This is a genomic window from Stenotrophomonas sp. Steno-Z10-BAI, from assembly GCF_056393115.1.
Genome location: NZ_JBWJOZ010000002.1, coordinates 456,465 through 475,719, shown reverse-complemented (window position 1 = coordinate 475,719; position 19,255 = coordinate 456,465). Strand labels below are relative to the sequence as shown.

General features: G+C 66.8%; 17 protein-coding genes and 1 pseudogene. 9 read left to right on the top strand and 9 right to left on the bottom strand.

Features of this window, described 5'->3' with window-relative positions:
- Positions 1–12: 12 nt before the first annotated feature.
- Complete coding sequence (locus tag AC06E9_RS07030; RefSeq protein ID WP_478055780.1) at positions 13–3,486, bottom strand: autotransporter outer membrane beta-barrel domain-containing protein; 3,474 nt, start codon at positions 3,484–3,486, stop codon at positions 13–15.
- 202 nt (positions 3,487–3,688) lie between these two features.
- On the opposite strand from AC06E9_RS07030, the gene AC06E9_RS07025 reads away from it, so the two are divergent.
- Complete coding sequence (locus tag AC06E9_RS07025; protein ID WP_121036880.1) at positions 3,689–4,912, top strand: MFS transporter; 1,224 nt, start codon at positions 3,689–3,691, stop codon at positions 4,910–4,912.
- A 10-nt stretch (positions 4,913–4,922) separates the two neighbouring features.
- Here AC06E9_RS07025 and AC06E9_RS07020 read toward each other — a convergent pair whose 3' ends face one another.
- Positions 4,923–5,720, bottom strand: a complete 798-nt coding sequence (locus AC06E9_RS07020; RefSeq protein WP_152154324.1) for an AraC family transcriptional regulator — start codon at positions 5,718–5,720, stop codon at positions 4,923–4,925.
- Between the two features lie 80 nt (positions 5,721–5,800).
- Positions 5,801–6,601: pseudogene (gene xth, locus AC06E9_RS07015) on the bottom strand (exodeoxyribonuclease III); the annotation flags it as partial.
- A gap of 181 nt (positions 6,602–6,782) precedes the next feature.
- On the opposite strand from xth, the gene AC06E9_RS07010 reads away from it, so the two are divergent.
- The 4 genes from AC06E9_RS07010 (at position 6,783) to AC06E9_RS06995 (ending at position 9,668) form a co-directional block, all read left to right on the top strand.
- A complete protein-coding gene (locus AC06E9_RS07010) occupies positions 6,783–7,403 on the top strand; it encodes a DNA-3-methyladenine glycosylase (RefSeq protein ID WP_121036883.1) in 621 nt (206 codons plus the stop codon).
- Positions 7,400–7,978 (top strand): M23 family metallopeptidase, encoded by a 579-nt coding sequence (locus AC06E9_RS07005; RefSeq protein ID WP_478055779.1) that lies wholly within the window; start codon positions 7,400–7,402, stop codon positions 7,976–7,978. The genes AC06E9_RS07010 and AC06E9_RS07005 overlap by 4 nt, the downstream gene beginning before the upstream one ends.
- Before the next feature lie 89 nt (positions 7,979–8,067).
- The gene (locus AC06E9_RS07000) at positions 8,068–8,565 is read left to right on the top strand and encodes a YciE/YciF ferroxidase family protein (protein WP_121036885.1); all 498 of its coding nucleotides are present in this window, start codon (positions 8,068–8,070) and stop codon (positions 8,563–8,565) included.
- Between the two features lie 23 nt (positions 8,566–8,588).
- Positions 8,589–9,668, top strand: coding sequence for a catalase family protein (locus tag AC06E9_RS06995; RefSeq protein WP_121036886.1), 1,080 nt, complete (start codon positions 8,589–8,591; stop codon positions 9,666–9,668).
- 32 nt (positions 9,669–9,700) lie between these two features.
- On the opposite strand, the gene AC06E9_RS06990 is transcribed toward AC06E9_RS06995, so the two are convergent.
- The 6 genes from AC06E9_RS06990 to AC06E9_RS06965 all read right to left on the bottom strand — a co-directional run bounded on the left by AC06E9_RS06990 (position 9,701) and on the right by AC06E9_RS06965 (position 15,732).
- Positions 9,701–10,324 (bottom strand): ATPase, encoded by a 624-nt coding sequence (locus tag AC06E9_RS06990; protein ID WP_121036887.1) that lies wholly within the window; start codon positions 10,322–10,324, stop codon positions 9,701–9,703.
- Positions 10,325–10,327: 3 nt separating this feature from the next.
- The gene (locus AC06E9_RS06985; RefSeq protein WP_121036888.1) at positions 10,328–10,669 is read right to left on the bottom strand and encodes a type II toxin-antitoxin system prevent-host-death family antitoxin; all 342 of its coding nucleotides are present in this window, start codon (positions 10,667–10,669) and stop codon (positions 10,328–10,330) included.
- Between the two features lie 93 nt (positions 10,670–10,762).
- Positions 10,763–13,105 carry a GH92 family glycosyl hydrolase gene (locus AC06E9_RS06980; RefSeq protein WP_478055778.1) on the bottom strand — a complete coding sequence of 781 codons (2,343 nt, stop codon included), beginning with the start codon at positions 13,103–13,105 and terminating at the stop codon, positions 10,763–10,765.
- Positions 13,106–13,211: 106 nt separating this feature from the next.
- Positions 13,212–14,699 (bottom strand): glycine betaine/L-proline transporter ProP, encoded by a 1,488-nt coding sequence (proP, locus tag AC06E9_RS06975; protein ID WP_152154316.1) that lies wholly within the window; start codon positions 14,697–14,699, stop codon positions 13,212–13,214.
- Between the two features lie 280 nt (positions 14,700–14,979).
- Positions 14,980–15,309 carry a thioredoxin family protein gene (locus AC06E9_RS06970; RefSeq protein WP_152154314.1) on the bottom strand — a complete coding sequence of 110 codons (330 nt, stop codon included), beginning with the start codon at positions 15,307–15,309 and terminating at the stop codon, positions 14,980–14,982.
- 9 nt (positions 15,310–15,318) lie between these two features.
- Entirely contained in the window at positions 15,319–15,732 is a 414-nt protein-coding gene (locus tag AC06E9_RS06965) for a host attachment family protein (RefSeq protein ID WP_121036892.1), read from the bottom strand.
- Positions 15,733–15,825: 93 nt separating this feature from the next.
- Here AC06E9_RS06965 and AC06E9_RS06960 point away from each other — a divergent pair, with 93 nt between their 5' ends.
- From AC06E9_RS06960 to AC06E9_RS06945, 4 genes are all read left to right on the top strand, one after another.
- Positions 15,826–17,238, top strand: a complete 1,413-nt coding sequence (locus tag AC06E9_RS06960) for an MFS transporter (RefSeq protein WP_343182207.1) — start codon at positions 15,826–15,828, stop codon at positions 17,236–17,238.
- Positions 17,239–17,313: 75 nt separating this feature from the next.
- Positions 17,314–18,207: a hypothetical protein gene (locus tag AC06E9_RS06955; RefSeq protein WP_478055777.1), complete on the top strand. Its 894-nt coding sequence runs from the start codon at positions 17,314–17,316 to the stop codon at positions 18,205–18,207.
- An 84-nt stretch (positions 18,208–18,291) separates the two neighbouring features.
- Complete coding sequence (locus AC06E9_RS06950; protein ID WP_478055776.1) at positions 18,292–18,498, top strand: hypothetical protein; 207 nt, start codon at positions 18,292–18,294, stop codon at positions 18,496–18,498.
- Positions 18,499–18,576: 78 nt separating this feature from the next.
- A complete protein-coding gene (locus tag AC06E9_RS06945) occupies positions 18,577–19,254 on the top strand; it encodes a DUF3348 domain-containing protein (protein WP_478055775.1) in 678 nt (225 codons plus the stop codon).
- The last annotated feature ends 1 nt before the right edge of the window (position 19,255 follow it).

Genomic DNA, 19,255 nt, shown 5'->3' with positions numbered 1-19,255 from the left:
TACTGCCGCTGCTTACCAGCGTGCGTTGAGGCCCAGCTGCGCACTCACACTGCGATACCCAGCATCGCCACGCTGCAGGCCGAGGTCGCCCCACGCCGACCAGCGCGTCCCCAACTGCAGCATCGCACCGCCGCGCACTTCGTAACGGTTCTTCGGCACCGCACCCTCGATCAGCGCATCGTCCATCCAGATCCGGTTTCCGCCACCCTCGTGAAGCCAGTGCGCAGCAACGAACGGCTGCACGCGGCGCTCCTCGGTGCGCACGTCACCACTCAGGCGCACGCCCAATCGAGAGGAAAGCCCCCCCGCGGCACCGACGGCGACCTGGGTGCCGTTGTGTTCGGTGATCCGGTCGGCACGATAGTCGGTGTAGGTGAGCTGCAGCTGCGGCTGCACCATCAGTTGGGTCCCGCTGCGCATCCGCATGGCCCACGCGTAGCCGGTCTCAACCGAGGCGGCCTGCGTCTGCGCGTCCTGACGCTCCTTCGCCAGACCGATGCCCTGCACGGTGTTGCGGTAGCGGCCATGCTGGACCCAGCCATCGGCATACGCGCCCGTTCCTTCGCCCGGACGCTGCAGCCACGTCGCATAGATGCCCAGCGCACCGCCCTTTACCGTGCCCGTCGCCGCATAACCGCTCAGCCGCGAACGCACGTCGGTCGAGGCCTGCCCGGCCGCCAGCAGCACACCGGCGCTGCCCTGGCTGGCCCCGCCCCAATGCAACACATCCAGGCCGCCCATCAGCACCGTTGCACGGCCTGTCAGTGCCAGCTGCCCGGCGACGTCCTGCCGGGTCTGGCTGCTGCTGACACGCAGCCAACCGGCACCGCGCACCTCGCCCATGCCGTCAGCACCATTACGGTCCTGCAGCCGATGCTGGAACAGGGACACGGCGGCCGCCTGGTTGGCCAGATAGGCCCCCGCTTCGGGCCGCACGATCTGCGGCGGCGGCGGGCGATCGCAGGCGGTGTCGCCTTCCGCGGCTTCGCAGGGATCCGGCGGTACGATGCCGCAGCCGGGGCCAGTGGGGTCGGCCTCACACGGTTCCGGCGGCGGTACGATGCCGCAGCCAGGGCCGGCGGGGTCGGCCTCACACGGTTCCGGCGGCGGTACGATGACGCAGCCGGGGCCGGTCGGGTCGGCCTCACACGGTTCCGGCGTCGGTACGATGACGCAGCCTGGGCCAGTGGGGTCGAGATCGCACGGTTCCGGCGGCGGCACGATGACACAGCCTGGGCCAGTGGGGTCGAGATCGCAGGGGTCCGGCGGCGGTACGGTGACGCAGCCGGGGCCAGTCGGGTCGAGATCGCACGGGTCCGGCGGGGTCGGGGTCAGCGCAGAGCGCAGGTACCAACCCCCATCGCCGGGCGTGGTGACGCCGCCCTTGTGCAGGAAATAGTCATAGCTGCCTGCCACGGCCCGCCCGTTCAAGGTGTAAGCCGCATCGGACCGGCCATCGACCTGGATCAGCTGGATGCCGTTGCTCGTCTGCGCGCCCAGGCCGTGCACATTGTTGACCTGGATGCCCGCGCTGCCGCGGGTGTCGCCGCGCACGTGCAGGAAGTCGATCAGCGAGGTGTCATCGCCCAGCGCGCCGTTGAAGATCAGCAGCGCATTGTTCGCCTCGACGTCGCCGGACACGGTGAGCCGGTTGAAGCTCGTGCTGCCCGCTGCCGACAGGGCCAGGGTACTGTCCTGCAGGTTCAGCTGGCCGACGCTGGCGTCCCCCGTGAGGGTCCAGCGGCTGTTGTCGGACAGCGCCACCTGGTTGACCGCGGTAGTGGCGCCCACCCAGTGCGAACGGCCGTTGAGGCGTACGCGGATGTCGGCCAGTACCGGTACGCCGGCGGCAATGTCCTCCGGGGTGATTGCGATGTCGCCCTGCGCGTAGACATCCTGGTCCAGGTGGAGCTCGAACGGGCTCGAGAAAGCAGCATCCACATCCATCAACGTCCCATTGCCGCCGATCAGCTGGGCGCCGTTGCGTGCTGCCACCTCACGCGCGGTACGCACCCACAATGCAGCATGGCGCTCACTGATCAGCGAGCCGCCATCGATATCCAGCCGGCCGTTGGCATTGACCACGCCTGCATAGGCCTCCAGGCCCTGGGTGCGCACGTGCGTGTCGCGCAGCGTCAGCTCCCCCGGGCCACCGCTGAGCACGCCGTAGCCCTTGGCGCCAGTGGTCAGCAGGGTGCTGTCGCGCAGATGCACGATGCCGCCAAGACGTGCGACCGCACCAATGCTGCCTGCGCCGGTGGTGGTGACGTCGACGCCATCGGCTTCGAAGAGCGGCTGCCGCCCACCCGTGTCGTAGGACGCATACAGACCATGCGCCGAGGCGCCACCGGTGTGCATCGTCACCCCATCCAGCGTTGCAACGCCTTGGCGATTGTCGATGCCCACCCCACCATCGCCGCTGGTGGTGATGCTGCCGCGAAGCATGGTCAAAGCAGACGCTCTGGGCATCCAGATGCCGCTGCGCCGGTTTGCGGTGATCTCCACATCGCTCAGCCGCACATCGCTGCCGTCGCCGTTGATGTTGATCCCGTAGCCCCCGGCCGTGATCGTCGTCCCGATGATGTCGGCCCGGCTGTTCGCCCTGAGGTAAACACCATCGCCACGCTCGTGGTCCGAGCGCAGTGCACTGTTCTCGATGCGCAAGGTGCCACCGCTGAGTTCAACGCCCATGGCGTATTCGCCGGCGACGTGGAGATCGGAATTGATCAGCGACAGCGTAGCGCCCCCCGCCACCCGCGCCCCGGCGCTGCCATCGGCTGCGGTGCTGACCTGCACGTTGTCGCCCTCGATGCGTCCACCATTGAGCGCATACAGGCCGTCAGAGTAGCTGGCACCGGTCTGGATCCGTGCATCGCGCAGCGTCACCACCGCGTTGTCTGCCATCACGGCGTGGGACCGGTCACCGCTGGTCTGGATCCGGCCTCCCACCATCTCCACCTGCGCAGTGCCGGTGGCCACCAGCCCGTGCGACCCGCTACCGGTGGTTTCCAGCGTCGCATTGCCCATCACCAGCGTGCCCGAATCGACCTGCGCCGCCGTGCTGCCCCGGCCACTCGTGGCGACCCTGGTGCCCTGTCCGCCAGCATCGGCCTGCAGCTCGATGCGGCCGCCCGTGGCGACAGAAAGCCCAACCGCACTGGCCCCCGAGGTGGTGATGTCGCCCGCAGCGAAGATGAGCGTGCCAGCACTTTCGGCGCGGGCGGCGGCCGTATTGGCACCGCTGGCGGTAAGCGATACGGGCCCGCCGGAGCCGATACTGCCGCCATTGAGCGCGTGGAAGACATACCCGGCGGCTCCGTCATCGGCGGACGCATAGCTGCCCGAGATGACGTCGAGCGGGTGACCATCGGCGACGACCGGCCCCAGGCTCTGGGCCAGGACGGGCCCGCTGCACGCGCAGGTCGCGGCAATGGCGAGCGAAAGCGGGCGCAGACGGTTCAGGCGACTGAGGGTGCGAGTGGTCATGTCGGGATAGCCGGTCGTTATGAAGCCGACGACTTTAGGAGCGCTGCCCTCTTGAAGATATGCAATTAGTTGTAATGTCACAGACGCCGGCATGTCCTTAACGCGACGATATCCGCCCAGATCGCGAGAGACGCGGTGCCATACACGGCTTACGCTTGCCCCGTCGATGCCCATGGCTCCATCCGCTCCTGATCCTGCCCCCATGACCACTGAAACCGCTGCCCCGCCCGTCCTCCCCACCGAACCCCTCACCCCCGCCCCCAACCAGGGCTTTGCGATCCGCATCGTCGGTGCCGCAGCGTTCGCGCACCTGCTCAATGACATGATCCAGGCGGTGCTGCCGGCGGTGTACCCGATGTTCAAGAGCGAGTTCTCGCTCACCTTTGGCCAGATCGGCATCATCGGCCTGGTGTACCAGGTCACGGCCTCGCTGCTGCAGCCGTGGGTGGGCATGTACACCGACAAGCGGCCGCTGCCGTATCTGCTGCCCTCGGGGATGATCGCCACGTTCGTCGGCATCGCGCTGATGGCGATGGCCACGAGTTACGAAATGCTGCTCATCGCCGCGGCCATCGTTGGCATCGGGTCGGCCACCTTCCATCCGGAAGCCTCGCGCGTAGCGCGGATGGCCTCGGGCGGTCGCTTCGGTACCGCGCAATCCACGTTCCAGGTCGGTGGCAATACCGGCTCGGCGATCGGGCCGCTGCTCGCCGCCGTCATCGTGATTCCGCATGGGCAGCGTGCGATCGCCTGGTTCATGCTGGCGGCCGCATTGGCCATCACCGTGCTGTTCCGCCTCACCGGTTGGACCGTGCAGCATGGTCAGGCCAAGATGAAGAGCCTGGCCAAGAGCCATGGCGTCGGGCTGAGCCGTGGCAAGGTGATCCAGGCCATCGCGGTGATCGCGGTGCTGATGTTCGCCAAGTTCGTGTACATCGCCTCGTTCACCAACTACTTCACCTTCTACCTGATCGAACGCTTCGGCCTGAGCGTGCAGCAGAGCCAGATGTACCTCTTCATCTTCCTGGCTTCGGTCGCGCTGGGCACCTTCATTGGCGGCCCGGTCGGTGACCGGATCGGTCGCAAGGCGGTGATCTGGATTTCCTTCCTGGGCGTGGCGCCGTTCGCGCTCGCCCTGCCCTACGCCAACCTCATGGGCACCGCCGTGCTGGCAGTGGCCGTCGGGCTGATCATGTCCTCGGCATTCGCCGCACTGGTGGTGTATGCGCAGGAAGCGGTGCCGGGCCGCGTGGGCATGGTGTCGGGCCTGATGTTCGGCCTGATGTTCGGCATCGGCGGTATCGGTGCAGCCGGGCTGGGCAACCTGGCCGACGTGCATGGCATCGTATGGGTCTACCACTTCACCTCGTACCTGCCACTGCTCGGGCTGGCGACGGCGTTCCTGCCGAAGACGACGATGCACTGAGGCGTTTGCCTCAGTGGAAGAACTGACTCGGCAGTTGGCCGAAGCGCTTTTTGAACATCGCGGTGAAGGCGCTCGGACTGGCATAGCCCAGCGCGAGCGCCACGTCGATCACCTTTTCGCCGTGCGCCAACTGTTCCAGTGCACGCAGCAGGCGCGCCTGTTGCCGCCATTGCCCGAAGGTCATGCCCAGCTCGCGTGCGCACAGGCGCTGGATGGTTTTGACATCCACGCCGAGGCGGCCGGCCCAGTCCTGCAGGGTGGACGGATCGTCGGGCATGGATTCCAGCTGCCGGCCGATCGCCTGCAAACGTGGATCGGCGGGCTGCGGCAGGTGCAACGGCAGTACCGGCAGCATCTGCAGCTCATCCAGAATCAACTGCATCAGCCGCCCGTCGCGCGAATCCGGCCGGTACGCTGGCGGCACCTCCATCGCGGCATGGATCAACGCCGCCAGCAACGGCGTCACCGATACGGTTGACGCGCTGGCCGGCGGGTGGGCGATCGCCTGCGGCAGGATGTACAGGCTGCGCATGCCGACCGCGCCGATGCAGCTGACCTTGTGGCCCATGCCGGCCGGGATCCAGATCGCGCGCGTGCTGGGCACTACCCAGCGCCCTGCCCCGGCCTGAACCACCAGCACGCCGGTTTCGGCGTAGACCAGTTGATGGCGGTCCGGATGGTGATGCAGCGCGATGATCGTGCCGGCAGGATACTCGCGCGCCCGGCAGAACACGGGCGTTTCCGGGCCGGCCGGCAGGCGTTTACCTTCGCCGACGCTTGGGGCGATGTCCCTTTTCCGATATGGCATGGCAATACCCTCGCAAACGACCTGCCGGAGGACTGTAGCGTGTCCAGCGTGTTTTCGATATCGGGCCGGTGCGGCTATCGGGGCTTGGGTGGCGCCACGATTTCGATCCAGGTCGGTGCATGGTCGCTGGGCTTTTCCAGCGCCCGCACCCAGCGGTCCACGCCCGCGTCCTTGAGGCGAGGCGCAAGCACCGGATTGAGCAGCAGATGATCGATGCGCAGCCCTCGGTCGCGGGCGAAGTGTTGGCGGAAGTAATCCCAGAACGTGAAGATCTGCGTGTCACCGTGCACCGCACGCAGGCTGTCGGTCCAGCCCTGCCCGAGCAGCGCCTGATACGCATCGCGCACCTCGGGCTGCAGCAGCGCGTCTTTGCGCCACGATTTGGGGTCGTAGATATCCGCATCCGTGGGCACGACGTTGAAGTCGCCAATCAACGCGACCGGGTGCGGCAGCGTGACCAGGCTGTTCGCGTGCCGATGCAGGCGTTGCATCCACGTCAGCTTGTAGTCGAACTTGGGCCCCGGCTGCGGATTGCCGTTGGGCAGGTACAGGCCGCCCACGATCACACCATGCGCAGCCGCTTCCAAATAGCGGCTCTGGTCGTCTTTCGGATCGCCAGGCAGGCCACGCCGGCTCTCGATCGGGTCCTGGCCGCGCGCCAGCAGCGCGACGCCATTCCATGAGCGCTGTCCCTGCCAGATGCACCCGTAGCCTGCATCGCGGATGGCGGCCTCCGGGAAGGCCTCCTGGGTCGCCTTGAGTTCCTGCAGGGCAACGATATCCGGTTGTTCGCGCGCCAGCCACGCGAGCAGATGCGGCAGCCGGGTCAGCACGCCGTTGACGTTGAAGGTCGCGATTTTCAGGCGCTTTCTGGCAGGCATGGTACGTGCTGCATGGCGGCGGAGACAGGCCTCGAGGATTGCCCTGCGCCAATCAACCTGCCGCGAATGCCAGGCGAGCATGGCGTGACGATGCCGGCGCCTTGATCGTGCATTGACCCTCGCCGCGTCACAGTAAGCGCTGGTTCCAGGCTGACAAGGTGCAACCATTGCGCGGAAGGTCATGAAGACGTGGAAGGTTCTACCGCGGCGCTTCTACCAGCGCCACCCGGCCGAGGTGGCGCCCGAGCTGCTGAACAAGCTGCTGGTGCGCGATGACGGTCGCGCGGGGCGCATCGTGGAAGTGGAAGCGTACGCAGGGGACCAGGACCCGGCGGCGCATTCGTATCGCGGCATGACCGCGCGCACCGCCACGATGTTCGGTGAAGCGGGTCATCTGTACGTATATTTCAGCTATGGCATGCACTGGGGCTCGAACGCGGTGTGTGGCGAGATCGGCCAAGGCTGGGGCGTGCTGCTGCGGGCGCTGGAGCCGGTGGCGGGACTGGCGTTGATCCAGGAGGCGCGGCCGGCGATCAAGCGCGCGCGCGATCTGGCCAGTGGCCCGGGCCGGCTGTCGCAGGCGATGGGCATCACCAACGCCCTGGACGGCGCGGATCTGGTGCGCAATGACCGTGGCATCCGGATCGTGTCCGATGGGATGGCGCCACCGCAGGCCCCGGTGGTCGGGCCGCGGATCGGCATCAGCAAGGCGATCGAGTTTCCGTGGCGCTGGCATGTACCGGCGCATCTGCATGTGTCGGGACGCACGGCGGCGAAGAAGAGGGGCGGGACCACATCGTGAGTGCCTCATCGTCCGCCACCTCCCCCGCCCGCCGCGTACGACGCTGGCTCGTACGGGTGTTCGTGCTTGTCGTCTGCATCGTGGTGGCCGGGGTGGTGTGGAACAGCCCCATCGCCGAATCGCCCCGGGCGCTGTGGCGCCTCTCGCAGATGCCCGCCCCCACTGCCCTGCCTGTGCCGGTAGCCGGCGTTGCCGCACGCCAGGTGGCCGATACGTTCGGTGCACCTCGCGGGCGCGACCGTACGCATGCCGGCGTGGATATCTTCGCCAAGCGGGGCACCGAGGTGCGCAGCGCCACCCCGGGGATCGTTGCCGATATCCGCGAGAGCGGCCTGGGCGGGCGTCAGGTCTGGGTAATGGGGCCGGCGCGCGAGCGCTATTACTACGCCCATCTGGATGACTGGCGCGAAGACCTGGCGCGTGGCGACATCATCGCGCAGGGCGACGTGCTGGGCTACGTCGGTGACACCGGCAATGCCAAGGGCACGCCGCCGCATCTGCACTGGGGCATCTATGGAGCCGACGGCGCCTACGATCCGCTGCCTTTGCTGAAAGCGTGGCCAGACGCGCCCTGAGCGCGTGCAGAGCCCCTTCACAACAAAGTGCACCGGACTAACACCCACGCGCCTAGCGTCGGACGCTCAAACCCACCGGCAGCACCTCCATGGCGATCAAGACCGCAGAAGACCTGTTCATCCACGAACTTTCGGATATCTACAGTGCAGAAAAGCAGCTGACCAAGGCGCTGCCCAGGATGGCGCGCGCCGCCTCCAACCCGGACTTGGCCGCCGCCTTCACCCTGCACCTGGACGAAACGCAGGGGCAGATCGAGCGCATCGATCAGGTCGTCGAACTGCTGGGCATCCGGCTCAAGCGGATCAAGTGCGCTGCGATGGAAGGCCTTGTCGAGGAAGGCAAGGAGGCCATCGACAGCATCGAAGAAGGCCCGGTGCGTGATGCCGCACTGATCGGCGGTGCGCAGAAGGTCGAGCATTACGAAATCGCCTCGTACGGCACCATCGCCGCATTGGCCAAGCAATTGGGCTACAAGGCGGCGGTGCCACTGCTGCTGGAAACGCTCAAGGAAGAGAAAGACACCGACGAGAAGCTGACCCTGCTGGCCTTGGCCGGCGGGGGCAATGCCAAGGCCGCTGCGGCCTGATCGCCACCACAAAGGAGCCTTGCATGTCGCTGCGCCCACCCGTTCTCTACCACGCCTCGCTCGAATACGCCGACGCGGACGAAGCCACGCACATCCGCGAGCTGACCGAGGTATTCGCGCGCATGGCGTTGACCGTGGCCGAGCAGGAAGGCCATGCGCATCGTGCGGTCCATGCCAAGGGCCAGGGGTTGTTGAAGGGGCGGCTGCGCGTGCTGGATGGATTGCCAGCGGAGCTGCGCCACGGCCTGTTCGCGCGGCCGGGAAGCTACGACGCACGGGTGCGCCTTTCCTCCCCGCCGGCCGAGCAGCTCCCCGATGCCGTGTCCACTCCACGCGCGATGGCGCTGAAGGTCATCGGCGTGGAAGGCCCACGTGCCGAGGGTGCCGAAGAACAGCACACGCAGGATTTCCTGATGGTCAACGGCCCGGCCTTCAACACACCCGGCGTGGCCGGTTTCCTGCGCGCGGCCAAACTGCTGGCCGCCACCACCGAGCGGATGCCCCGCACCAAACGCATGATCTCGGCGACATTGCGCAGTGCGGAGGCGGCGCTTGAAGCGCTCGGCGGGCAAAGCGCCACGTTGAAGGGCATGGGCGGCGAGCCGCAGCATCACCCGCTGGGGGAGACCTTCTTCAGCCAGGTGCCCTTCCTCTACGGCCCGTACATGGCCAAGTTCTCATTGGCCCCTGTCTCGCCTGCCCTGCTCGCACTGACCGGTGACAAGATCGGCTCGGACGAAGATGCACAGCGCGAGGCGGTGGTGGCCTTCTTTACCGACCTCCCCAATCCGGTGGAGTGGGAGCTGCGGGTGCAGCTGTGCCGGGACGTGGAGCGCATGCCGATCGAGGATGCATCGGTCGCCTGGCCCGAGGCCGACAGCCCGTTTTTCCCGGTGGCGCGCCTGAGCGTGGCGCAGCAGCAGGCGTGGCAGCCCGACACCTCGCCCGGCATCGAGGATGCACTGGCGTTCGCGCCGTGGCACGCGCTGGCCGAGCATCGTCCACTCGGCGGCTTGAATCGCGCTCGCCGCGTGGTGATGGCCGCCTCGCGTCAGTTCCGCTCGCGGTTCAATGGGTGTCCGATCCACGAGCCGGTGGGCTGAGGCCAGCTTCGGGCGCAGGCGCGAGGTGCGCCTCAGCGGATGTCGTGCAGTTCCATGGCGCGCATCACGATCGGCTTGGCCCAGTCCGGGGTCTGCAGCAGCTCGATCGCCGAGGCCGGATAGTGCAGCCCGTTGCGGTCCAACTGCAGCACCGGCAGCGGTTCGGCGCCATCGGCATCGGCCGGGGCACTGTTGTCGTAGACGTGCAGCTCAGCCAGGTGCGGCAGCAGGGCCAGCAGGTTCTCGCGCGATGAATCGTAGCGGGCGCGGATCTTGTCGGCGGGAATATCATGCCCGCCGCGGCTGACCCGTGCGGCCACGCGTTCGATGTGCAGCGCCACGCTCTGCAGGCCGCAGAACCAGATCGCCACATCGTGGCGGTCGCAGGCCTCGCGTAGCAGGCGCGGGATGGTATTGCCGCCCAGCGTGGTTTCGAACGCGAAGTCGGTGCCTTCGTCGATCGCCTGCCGCAGCCGGCGCGCGCCTTCGTTCCACGCCGCGGCATTGGCCTCGCCCAGCGACCAGCCCGTCTCCACCAGGCGGCGGGTGAACGTATCCGGGTTGAACCAGGTCAGGCCTTCTTCTTCCAGCCACATGCCCAGCAGCGAACTCTTGCCGGCGCCATTGACGCCGGCCAGCACCAGAATGCGTCCCATCGGTCAGAGCGGACTGCCGAGGGCAACCTTGCGGCCGCGGCGGATCGGCTGCCCCAGTACCTTGCCCAACCCGCCATCGCGGCCAAGGCTGGCCAGCGTGGTATCGAAGGCGTCGCGCAGACGTTCCAGCTCGCCCAGGCGCTCGTCGGCATCGCCGCCGGCGGCCTTGGCCAGCAGTTCCTGGTAGGTCTTGATGTCCACGATCACCGCTTCGGGGTGATTGTGGTTGGTGATCACCAGTGCCTGCTTCTCGCGGACGGTGCGCATCAGGCTGGGCCAGCCGCGGGTTTTCACCGACGAGGCCGTGGCCTTCTCAAGGCCGGGCAGATCCAGTGGCAGGGTCATGGCACGCTCCAGGACGGGATGTGCCCACTATACCCCTTCTGGCCAAATTGGACATAAATCCCATTTTGGCCAGAGGGGGGGGGCGGCTGCCGGTCAGTGGGACATCGAGTACGGCTGCTCGGCGCCCTGCCCCGGCCAGGCCTTGTTGGGCTCGGCCTGCAGGGTGAAGCGCAGCTCCCCGCCGGCCAGGATCTCGTCGTGGCGCAGGAAGGTGCGCTGCAGCGGCTGGCCATTGAGGGTCACCGAACCGACATAGTCGTGGCCCTTGCCCAGCCCGTCGGTGACGATGGTGAAGGTCCTGCCGTTGGGCAGGTGCAGCGCCGCCCTGGGCAGGAACGGACGGCCGATGATGTACTCGCCGCTGCCCGGCGCCACCGGGTAGAAGCCCAGCGCGGTGAACACGTACCACGCCGACATCTGGCCCAGGTCGTCATTGCCGGCCAGGCCATCGGGACGGTCGGCGTACTGGGTATCCATGATCTGCTTCAGCCGGGCCTGGGTGCGCCACGGCTGGCCGGCATGGGCATACAGGTAGGCCACGTGGTGGCTGGGCTCGTTGCCGTGCGCGTACCAGCCGATCAGGCCGGTGATGTCTTCCATGTGCTCGAAGATGGACGGGTCGACCTTGGCCTCGAACACCTGGTCCAGACGGGCCAGCAGCGCGTCGCTGCCACCGTGCGCGGCGGCCAGGCCGGCCACGTCGTGCGGCACATACCAGGAGTACTGCCAGGCGTTGCCTTCGGTGTAATCCGTGCCGTAGCCGCTGGCGCTCGGATCGAACGGCGTGCGGAAGCTGCCATCGCGCTTGCGCGCCCGCATGAAACCGGTGTCCTTGTCATAGGCATTGCGCCAGTTCGTGGCGCGCTTCTCGAACTCGCTGGCGACCTGGGTGTTGCCCATCGCCTTGGCCATGCGCGCGATGGTCCAGTCGTCGAACGCATATTCCAGTGTCTTGCTGGCGGCCTCGCCTTCTTCATCGATCGGCACCCAGCCCAGCTCGCGGTACTGCGCGATGCCGTCGTACGGGCCGTAATTCGCGGTGGCCACCATCGCCGCCAACGCCTTGCTCTCATCGAACCCGCGGATGCCTTTGAGGTAGGCATCGGCGATCACCGGCACGGCGTGGTAGCCGATCATGCACCAGGTTTCCTGACCGTGGAACGCCCAGACCGGCAGCATCCCGTAGGCGCTGTTGTGCTGGTGCGCGAGCAGTGAATTGATGAAATCGCTGTTGCGCTTCTCAGGCTGCACCAGGGTCAGCAGCGGATGCAGGGCGCGGTAGGTGTCCCACAGCGAGAACGTCGAGTAGTTGGTATAGCCCTCGGCGCGGTGCACGGCATTGTCCGAGCCGCGGTACTGGCCATCGCTGTCCATGAACACGGTCGGCCCGAGCAGGCTGTGGTACAGCGCGGTGTAGGCGCTGCGACGGTCGTGCTCGGGGCCGTCGATATCCAGCACCGACAGTGCCTGCGTCCATTGCGTTTTCGCCTCGGCACGGACACGGTCGAAATCGAAGCCCGGTACTTCACTCTCCAGGTTGGCGATCGCACCGGCCTCGCTGACCGACGAGATCGCCACCGTCACCACCAGCGGCGTGTCCAGCGTGCCGAAATCGAAGGTGCCGACCAGCTGGCGGCCTTCGATCTGCGCACGCTGGGCCGGGCTCTGATGCCCCGGCGGCGGGAAGCCTTTGTAGGCGATGTCGGTTTCGGTGTTGTGGAAGGCGTGACCGGTCAGCGGCCGCGAGAAGCGCATCGCGAAATACAGCTGGCGCCCCGGTGCCCAGCCGCGGGTCTCGCGGAAGCCGGTGATGGTGCCGTCCTCACGGGCGCGCAGGCGCGACCACATGATCTTGCCGGGGTAGTCGTAGAGGCTGGTGCGCAGGTCCAGCAGCACGCGTGCGGGCTGGTTGGCCGGATAGGTATAGCGATGCACGCCGACGCGGGTGCTGGTGGTCAGCTCGGCGCGCACCTTCGGATCATCCAGGGTGACGGCGTAGTAGCCTGGTTCGGCGCGCTCGTCGTCGTGGCGGAAGCGCGAGGTATAGCCGCTGCCGGGTTTGTCCGGATCGCCCCGCTCCAGGCTGGCATCGGTGCGCACCGGCATCAGCAGCACATCGCCCAGATCGGAATGGCCGCTGCCGGAGAAGTGCGTGTGCGAGAAGCCGACGATGCTGGTGTCGTCATGCCGGTAGCCCGCCGCCCAGCCATACGCCTTCTCGCACGGCTGGATGCGGGTGTCCGGGCTGAGCTGCACCATCCCGAACGGAACGGTCGCGCCGGGATAGGTGTGCCCCTCCCCGGCCGTGCCGATGAACGGATCGACCGCCGCATAGGCGCGTTCGCCGAGCTTCGCCGGTGCCGCCGTGGCCGTGCCGGCCACCAACATCGCGCCTACCGCGAGCCCCAACCACCGCACCGTCCCCGTTTTTATCATGGCGTTGAATTTAGATCGATTCAGGTGAGGTTGATCCTAGCACTGGCCGATCGAGCTGACATGTTGCGGTGCGGGTGTTGCCGGCGCCGGGCCGAGCGGACGGCGCCTACGCGGGACGCGCATCCTCCGGCACCGCAGCCACCGGCAGCGTCGGCTGGGTCGCATCCACCGTGACCGGCTCGTCGCTGTGCATCAGCGCACGGGCTTCGGCCTCGCTGGCTACCGCCGGCGGCGAACCACGCAGCGGCATCCCGGCCGTCTCACGCACGAACAGCATGGTGATCACGCCGATCACCGCCGCGCCCATCAGGTAGTACGCCGGCACCAGCGGATCGCCGGTGCGCTCCACCAGCCAGGCGGTCACCAACGGCGTGGTGCCACCGAACAGCGAAACCGAGACATTGAAGGCGATCGACAGCGCGCTGTAGCGCACCGGCGTATAGAACAGCGCCGGCAGCGTGGACGGCATCGAGCTGGTGAAGCACACCAGCGCCACGCCGAGCAGCATCAGCCCGAGGAAGATCAGCCAGTCATTGCCACTGCCAACCAGCTTCAGGCACGGGATCGCCAGCAGGAACAGCGCGATGCAGGCACCAATGATCATCGGGCGGCGGCCCAGGCGATCGCTGAACAACCCGCCCAGCACATTGAGCGGCATCATCACCAGCATCACGATGATGATCAGCAGCAGGCCTTTGCTTTCGGCATAGCCCATCGTGACGCTGAGGTAGCTGGGCATGTACGTCAGCAGCATGTAATCGGTGACGTTGAACACCAGCACCAGGCCGACACAGATCAGCAACTGTGCCCAATGCACGCGGAACAACGCGCCCAGGCCGGGGCGTTCGTGGTCGCGCTTCTCGGCCTCTTCGGCATACGCGCGGAAGGCCGGGGTTTCTTCCAGCTTCATGCGCATGTACAGGCCGAGCAGACCCAGCGGGCCGGCGACGAGGAACGGAATGCGCCAGCCCCAGTCCAGCATCTGGGTGCTGGTCAGGGCCATGTGCAGCGCGGTGACCGTGCCGGCACCGGCGATGTAGCCGCCCAGCGTGCCGAACTCCAGCCAGCTGCCCATCAGGCCGCGGTTGCGGTCGGTCGAATACTCGGCGATGAAGGTTGCCGCGCCCCCGTACTCACCGCCGGTGGAGAACCCCTGCACGATGCGGGCAAGCAGCAGCAGTGCCGGCGCCCAGATGCCGATACGGTCGTACGAGGGAATCAGGCCGATGCTGAAGGTGCCGGCGGCCATCAGGATCATGGTGGCCGCGAGCACCTTCTGCCGCCCGTACTTGTCACCCAGCGGGCCGAACACCAGGCCGCCCAGCGGGCGCACCAGGAAGGCGACGGTGAAGGTGGCAAACGTGGCGATCAGCTGTGCGGTCGGGCTGCTGTCGGGGAAGAACACGTGGCCGAGGGTGACGGCGAGGTAGCCGTAGACACCGAAATCGAACCACTCCATCGCATTGCCGAGCGCGGCGGCGCCAACGGCCTTCTTCAACATGGGGCGATCAACGACGGTGACTTCGTCGACATGCATCTGGCGGCGGCGTTTGAACCAGCCGAAATGAGCGTGTGCGGCAGGCAGGTCCTGCATCTGCGTTCTCCTGGAAGCAGGCCATCGCGGCGCCCGAGGTCCCGCGCACGGCACAGGAAATACCGCCTCTGATGACACAGCGCGACGCGCGAAGAGGGGTTGCAACAGACGATCCCGGACGGCCGCGTGGACTCAGCGACGCTGCGGGATGGATGACCAGGAAGCGGGCAATGGCCCGGGGGTGATCAAGCGGACCATATTACTACACTTGGCGCACTCGATCCCCTCCATGCGTGTCTGCGGCGCATGGAACAGCGTGTTTCAAGCTGTTTCCCTGGCGCTACTGGCCGCGTTCCAGCGCGTCGATCAGCGGCGCCAGATCCTCGCGCTCATGCGGCCGCACCGCCCGCGCGATTTCCTGGCCATCGCGAAACAGGATAACGGTCGGCCACAGCTTCACGGCAAAGGAGCGGCCCAATGGCCGCCCCTTCCCATCCTCGACCTTCAGGTGCGTCGCATCGTAGCCGCCAAGGAACTTCTGCAACAGGGGCTGGGCGGCACTGCAATGGCCGCACCAGCCGGTGCCGAATTCCAGCAGCACCCATCCGCTGCCCGCATCGATCTCGGCGCGGGTGATGTCCGATGGGCTGTACTCACGCACGAAGGCCATGGGCGGTCCTCAGGACAGTGCGCGCTGGATATCCTCCAGCGGCGCGTTGGTGAAGTCCTTGGCGAGATCCTTGATCAGGCGCTCCTGCGTTTCCTTGTGCAGCAGTGGGCGGATACGGCCCAGTGTCTGCGGATCGGCGATCAGGATCAGATGTGCGTAGCGGTTCTTCAACGCGTCTTCGTTCAACTGCGCCGCAACCTGCTTGGCAAACGTCGCCTCGTTGAGCTGGGAAATCGTCATTTCCTGCGGCACCGAGCCGGACGGGCCCTGCCCGGACGCGCCGGTTTCGCTGACGGCCTGCAGCTGCAGTTCCCCCTCCTGCTTGAGTTGCAGCTTATGCGACGTGCCGACGTTGGTGAACACGCGGGCCGAGCCGCCATCGGCGACAACAACGAGGGTACCTTCGGGGATCTGCTGACTCATCATCTACTCCTTATGGGGAAAGCCGAGCGCGGTTGCACTCTGACTCTGGGTCCACCGTAGGCAACCGAGTGTGTGCGCAGTGCATAGGGATGTATGCATCCTGTATGCAGCCCCGCAGGCACGCATCGTTCGCCGCCGCAAGAACGCCGATGCAGGTCGATCCGCCAGCCGTGGCGGTGGTTTGGATTCCGTTTATTGACGCATTTGCCTCTACTGTTCGGATGCCCGGCCTTTCTAGACTGCGCACACGCCTTTTGCCCCCCGCGAAGCGCGTCGCGACAGACAGCACAACGCGCAAGCGAGCGCATCGACGGCGGACGCTGCATCGACAACCCTGCTTCAGGCACATGCGCCATGCACCCCAGATCGACGCCGTTCATCATGCTGGGCACGCTGCTCACCGCCGCGGGCTATGGCGCCACCTTCCTCATCTCGCTATGGTTCCGCGCGCACGGCGGAACCGATATCGATGCTGGCAGCACCCTTGGCATGGCCTTGATCGGCACCCTGATCGGTGTTCCTGCGGTTGGCTGGAGCGCTGGCCGGATCGATGCGGCGCGTCTGGCGGCCCTGGGCGCGTTCACCCTCGCCTGCGGCTATGCCCTGCTGGCCAGTCTCCGCGGATTGGAACCGGCTCACCTGCCTGGGCTGGCTGCGCTGCTGATTGGCTTGGGCTGGGGAATGTTCTATCTAGGTGCGCCTCTCGCCTTGTCCGAGCGGCTGACCGATAGCGCCCGGGGCACTGCCTTCACCCGCTTCAGCGCGTTCCAGATGACGGGTATCTGCGGAAGCCCGATCCTGCTCGCGCTGGCAGTGACACACGGCGGGTTTCCGTTGAGTACTGCATTCATCGGCGTAGCCGTGGGCGGACTGGTGGCCTCACTGCTGCTGGCCGTATTCGCTCTGCGTGAACCGCGTTGCCCACGCGAGGGCGCGCTGCGACCGTGGGTGCGCAGCATCGCCACGCTCGGCAGAAGCGCCGCCATTCGTCCGATTGTGATGGCCGGATTCGGTGGCGCCGTCTTCTCCGGCATGATGGCCTTCCAGGGATCGCTGAGCGAAGGTACACGGGCGAGTGCCACCACCTTTTTTGCGGTTCACGCCGGCACCGCCGTGATAGCACGCTTGTTGCTGGCACGTCTTCTGCCCACATGGTCGCGGACCCCGTTGATCAGCTGTCTGTTGGGCTGCCTGATTGCAGGGCTGGCGTGCCTGCTCTGGGTGCCGGTGCATCCGGCGTTCCAGATTGCCGCCGCTGTCCTCACCGGCGCCGGTTACGGCCTGCTCTATCCGGTGATTCAGACCTGGGCGGTCCACGGAGCGCGCCAGGAAGACCGCCACGCAGCACTGACCTGGTTTGTCGTCGCCTATTTCATCGGCATCTTCGGATTCCCGCCCTTCGGCGGTTGGCTGCTGGTCACCGCCGGCAAGGCCGTGTTCATCTGGGCATTGGTTGCCTTGGCCGCCCTTGAGCTGGCCGTAGCCGTGTTGAAGAGACGCACCTGACTACAACTTCCGGCACCTGCATTCGGCTCTGCACCCTGCCACCCTGTGAAACACAACGTGTGCACAGGAGCCGTAATGAACAGGATGTTGGTCGTGGGTGTGGTGTTGGCAATGCTATCGCTGCCGGCAAGGGGCGCTCCGCCTGAAGCGGCAACCCAGGTGATCGTGCTGGGCGTGGATCATGCCGCACAACTGGTGGCGCGCGAGGATCGGCCGGCGGTGCTGGCGGCGTTCCTGGATCGCGCTGCACCCGATGCGATCTGCATAGAGCGATCGCCGGAGGCATTTGCGCGTAACGATTTCTATGAGTTCACCTACGAAGTGCAGGACGTGGTGGTGCCGTTCGCCCGGGAGCGCAACATCGACGTGTGCCCCTTCGACTGGCATCCCTCGACGGAAGACGCGCAACTGGGCTTCGGCATGGACCTGGAGGCGATCCCTGAGATCCGGCCGATCCGGGGCTTCCAACAGTTCCTCACCTTTCCCGAACCGGCGCAATTGCACCGGACCCTTTTCCACGCCGACGATCCGCAGAACGTGGCGCGCTCCACGCAATGGAGCCTCACCCCAGCGACACGTACCGCGCAGGACCTGCCGCGTCGCCTGTTCCTGTATCGCACCTTTTTGCAGGCCAAGCGCATCGCGGCGGCCGCGCGGGCGCATCCAGGCGGCACCGTGGTCGTGGTGGTCGGTGAGTTCCACAAGCGCGACATCGATGCTGTGCTGGCCGATGAGCCCGGCATCGTGGTGGTGCAGCCGTCGAGCCTGGGTGCCCCGAGCGATGCGGATATCCAGCGGCAGGAACTGCCGGCGTACCGCTTCGCGGTCGCCAGCTTCAACCTGCTCGGCAGACAGGCACAGACCGGCAACCGCGACGATGCCTTCCTGCGCGAAACGGTGGACGCCCTCTCCGGCAGCAGCGCTACCGCTGAGCTGCAGTTGCTGGCGACGCGGCTGGACCTGCTGTAGGGCCGCATCAGTCGCGCCGAGGCGATCGGGCGTTACAAACAGATTGCGGCGGCCGCCGGCGAGGCACGATTCACCTGGACCGGGGTGAAGGATGTGCGCCGTCTGGATTCCTGGTTCGACCCCTTCGGTAATCTCAGCGTGCGCCAACGCGCCCGCCTGGAACTGGCGCGCGAATCGATCCTGGCCGGCCGGCCCGCTGAAGCGGACCGGCTCAGGACCGCACTGGGCCGTGAGCTCACCGCCCGCCAGCGCCGGCAACTGGACGGCTATTGGCCCCTGCTGGCGAAGTGAGGGCCCGCCGAGGCTGAACCCCGGGGCCGGGCGGCCACCGGTCATTACGGTGTAAAATTCATCGTTTTAACCGGAACAATGGCCAAAACCGCGCAACGGACGCCTGTCCCGGGCCCGGCCTTCATCCGGCTGCTGGCCCGCCTCGCTGAGAGCAACCTGTCTTCGACGGGCCCTGCCCTGTCAGACCGGCTCAGCGAGTGGGTGGACTGGAAGCGGGCGGTGACGTTGTCCAAGGCGCTCGATGGCCGGCTGCCGGCCGCGGTCGAGGGGCCGGACTTCGATGCAGACGAGGACGCGGAATGCCAGCGGATCCGCGCGGCGCTGGAGGCGAGTATTGTTCAGGAACCTGAGCCCACCAAACCGCCTCGCCGGGTGGTTGACGCCGACGGTGCCGACGCCCCCATCGAATACACCGTGTACGGCGAGCGCTATCTCAGCCTGCAGCGCGCCATGCTCAGCGCCACCAGCCGTCTGCGGGGGCGCCTGCGCGACATGCTGACCCGCAGCTCGCCCGAGATGGCGCGCCTGGCCGAGGTGGATGCGCTGATGGAGCAGACCCTGAGTGCGCGGGAGTACAGCCTGCTGGCCAAGGTGCCGGTGCTGCTGAGGGTGCATTTCGAACGCCTGCGCGATAACGGCACCGATGATGCCTGGCTCGAGGTGTTCCGCCGCGACATGCAGAGCCTGCTGCTGGCCGAGCTGGATATCCGTTTTCAACCGATCGAAGGCCTGCTTGCAGCGCTTCGCACCCACTAAC

Excerpts from the sequence above, each read along its gene's own strand:
- AC06E9_RS06985 (WP_121036888.1), bottom strand. The coding sequence starts at position 10,669 with ATGACCCTGCCACTGGATCTGCCCGGCCTTGAGAAGGCCACGGCCTCG.
- AC06E9_RS07010 (WP_121036883.1), top strand. The coding sequence starts at position 6,783 with ATGAAGACGTGGAAGGTTCTACCGCGGCGCTTCTACCAGCGCCACCCG.
- AC06E9_RS06970 (WP_152154314.1), bottom strand. The coding sequence starts at position 15,309 with ATGGCCTTCGTGCGTGAGTACAGCCCATCGGACATCACCCGCGCCGAG.
- AC06E9_RS06960 (WP_343182207.1), top strand. The coding sequence starts at position 15,826 with ATGCATCCTGTATGCAGCCCCGCAGGCACGCATCGTTCGCCGCCGCAA.
- AC06E9_RS07000 (WP_121036885.1), top strand. The coding sequence starts at position 8,068 with ATGGCGATCAAGACCGCAGAAGACCTGTTCATCCACGAACTTTCGGAT.
- AC06E9_RS07020 (WP_152154324.1), bottom strand. The coding sequence starts at position 5,720 with ATGCCATATCGGAAAAGGGACATCGCCCCAAGCGTCGGCGAAGGTAAA.
- AC06E9_RS06955 (WP_478055777.1), top strand. The coding sequence starts at position 17,314 with ATGAACAGGATGTTGGTCGTGGGTGTGGTGTTGGCAATGCTATCGCTG.
- proP (WP_152154316.1), bottom strand. The coding sequence starts at position 14,699 with ATGCAGGACCTGCCTGCCGCACACGCTCATTTCGGCTGGTTCAAACGC.
- AC06E9_RS07025 (WP_121036880.1), top strand. The coding sequence starts at position 3,689 with ATGACCACTGAAACCGCTGCCCCGCCCGTCCTCCCCACCGAACCCCTC.
- AC06E9_RS07030 (WP_478055780.1), bottom strand. The coding sequence starts at position 3,486 with ATGACCACTCGCACCCTCAGTCGCCTGAACCGTCTGCGCCCGCTTTCG.
- AC06E9_RS06965 (WP_121036892.1), bottom strand. The coding sequence starts at position 15,732 with ATGAGTCAGCAGATCCCCGAAGGTACCCTCGTTGTTGTCGCCGATGGC.
- AC06E9_RS06990 (WP_121036887.1), bottom strand. The coding sequence starts at position 10,324 with ATGGGACGCATTCTGGTGCTGGCCGGCGTCAATGGCGCCGGCAAGAGT.
- AC06E9_RS06995 (WP_121036886.1), top strand. The coding sequence starts at position 8,589 with ATGTCGCTGCGCCCACCCGTTCTCTACCACGCCTCGCTCGAATACGCC.
- AC06E9_RS06980 (WP_478055778.1), bottom strand. The coding sequence starts at position 13,105 with ATGATAAAAACGGGGACGGTGCGGTGGTTGGGGCTCGCGGTAGGCGCG.
- AC06E9_RS06945 (WP_478055775.1), top strand. The coding sequence starts at position 18,577 with ATGGCCAAAACCGCGCAACGGACGCCTGTCCCGGGCCCGGCCTTCATC.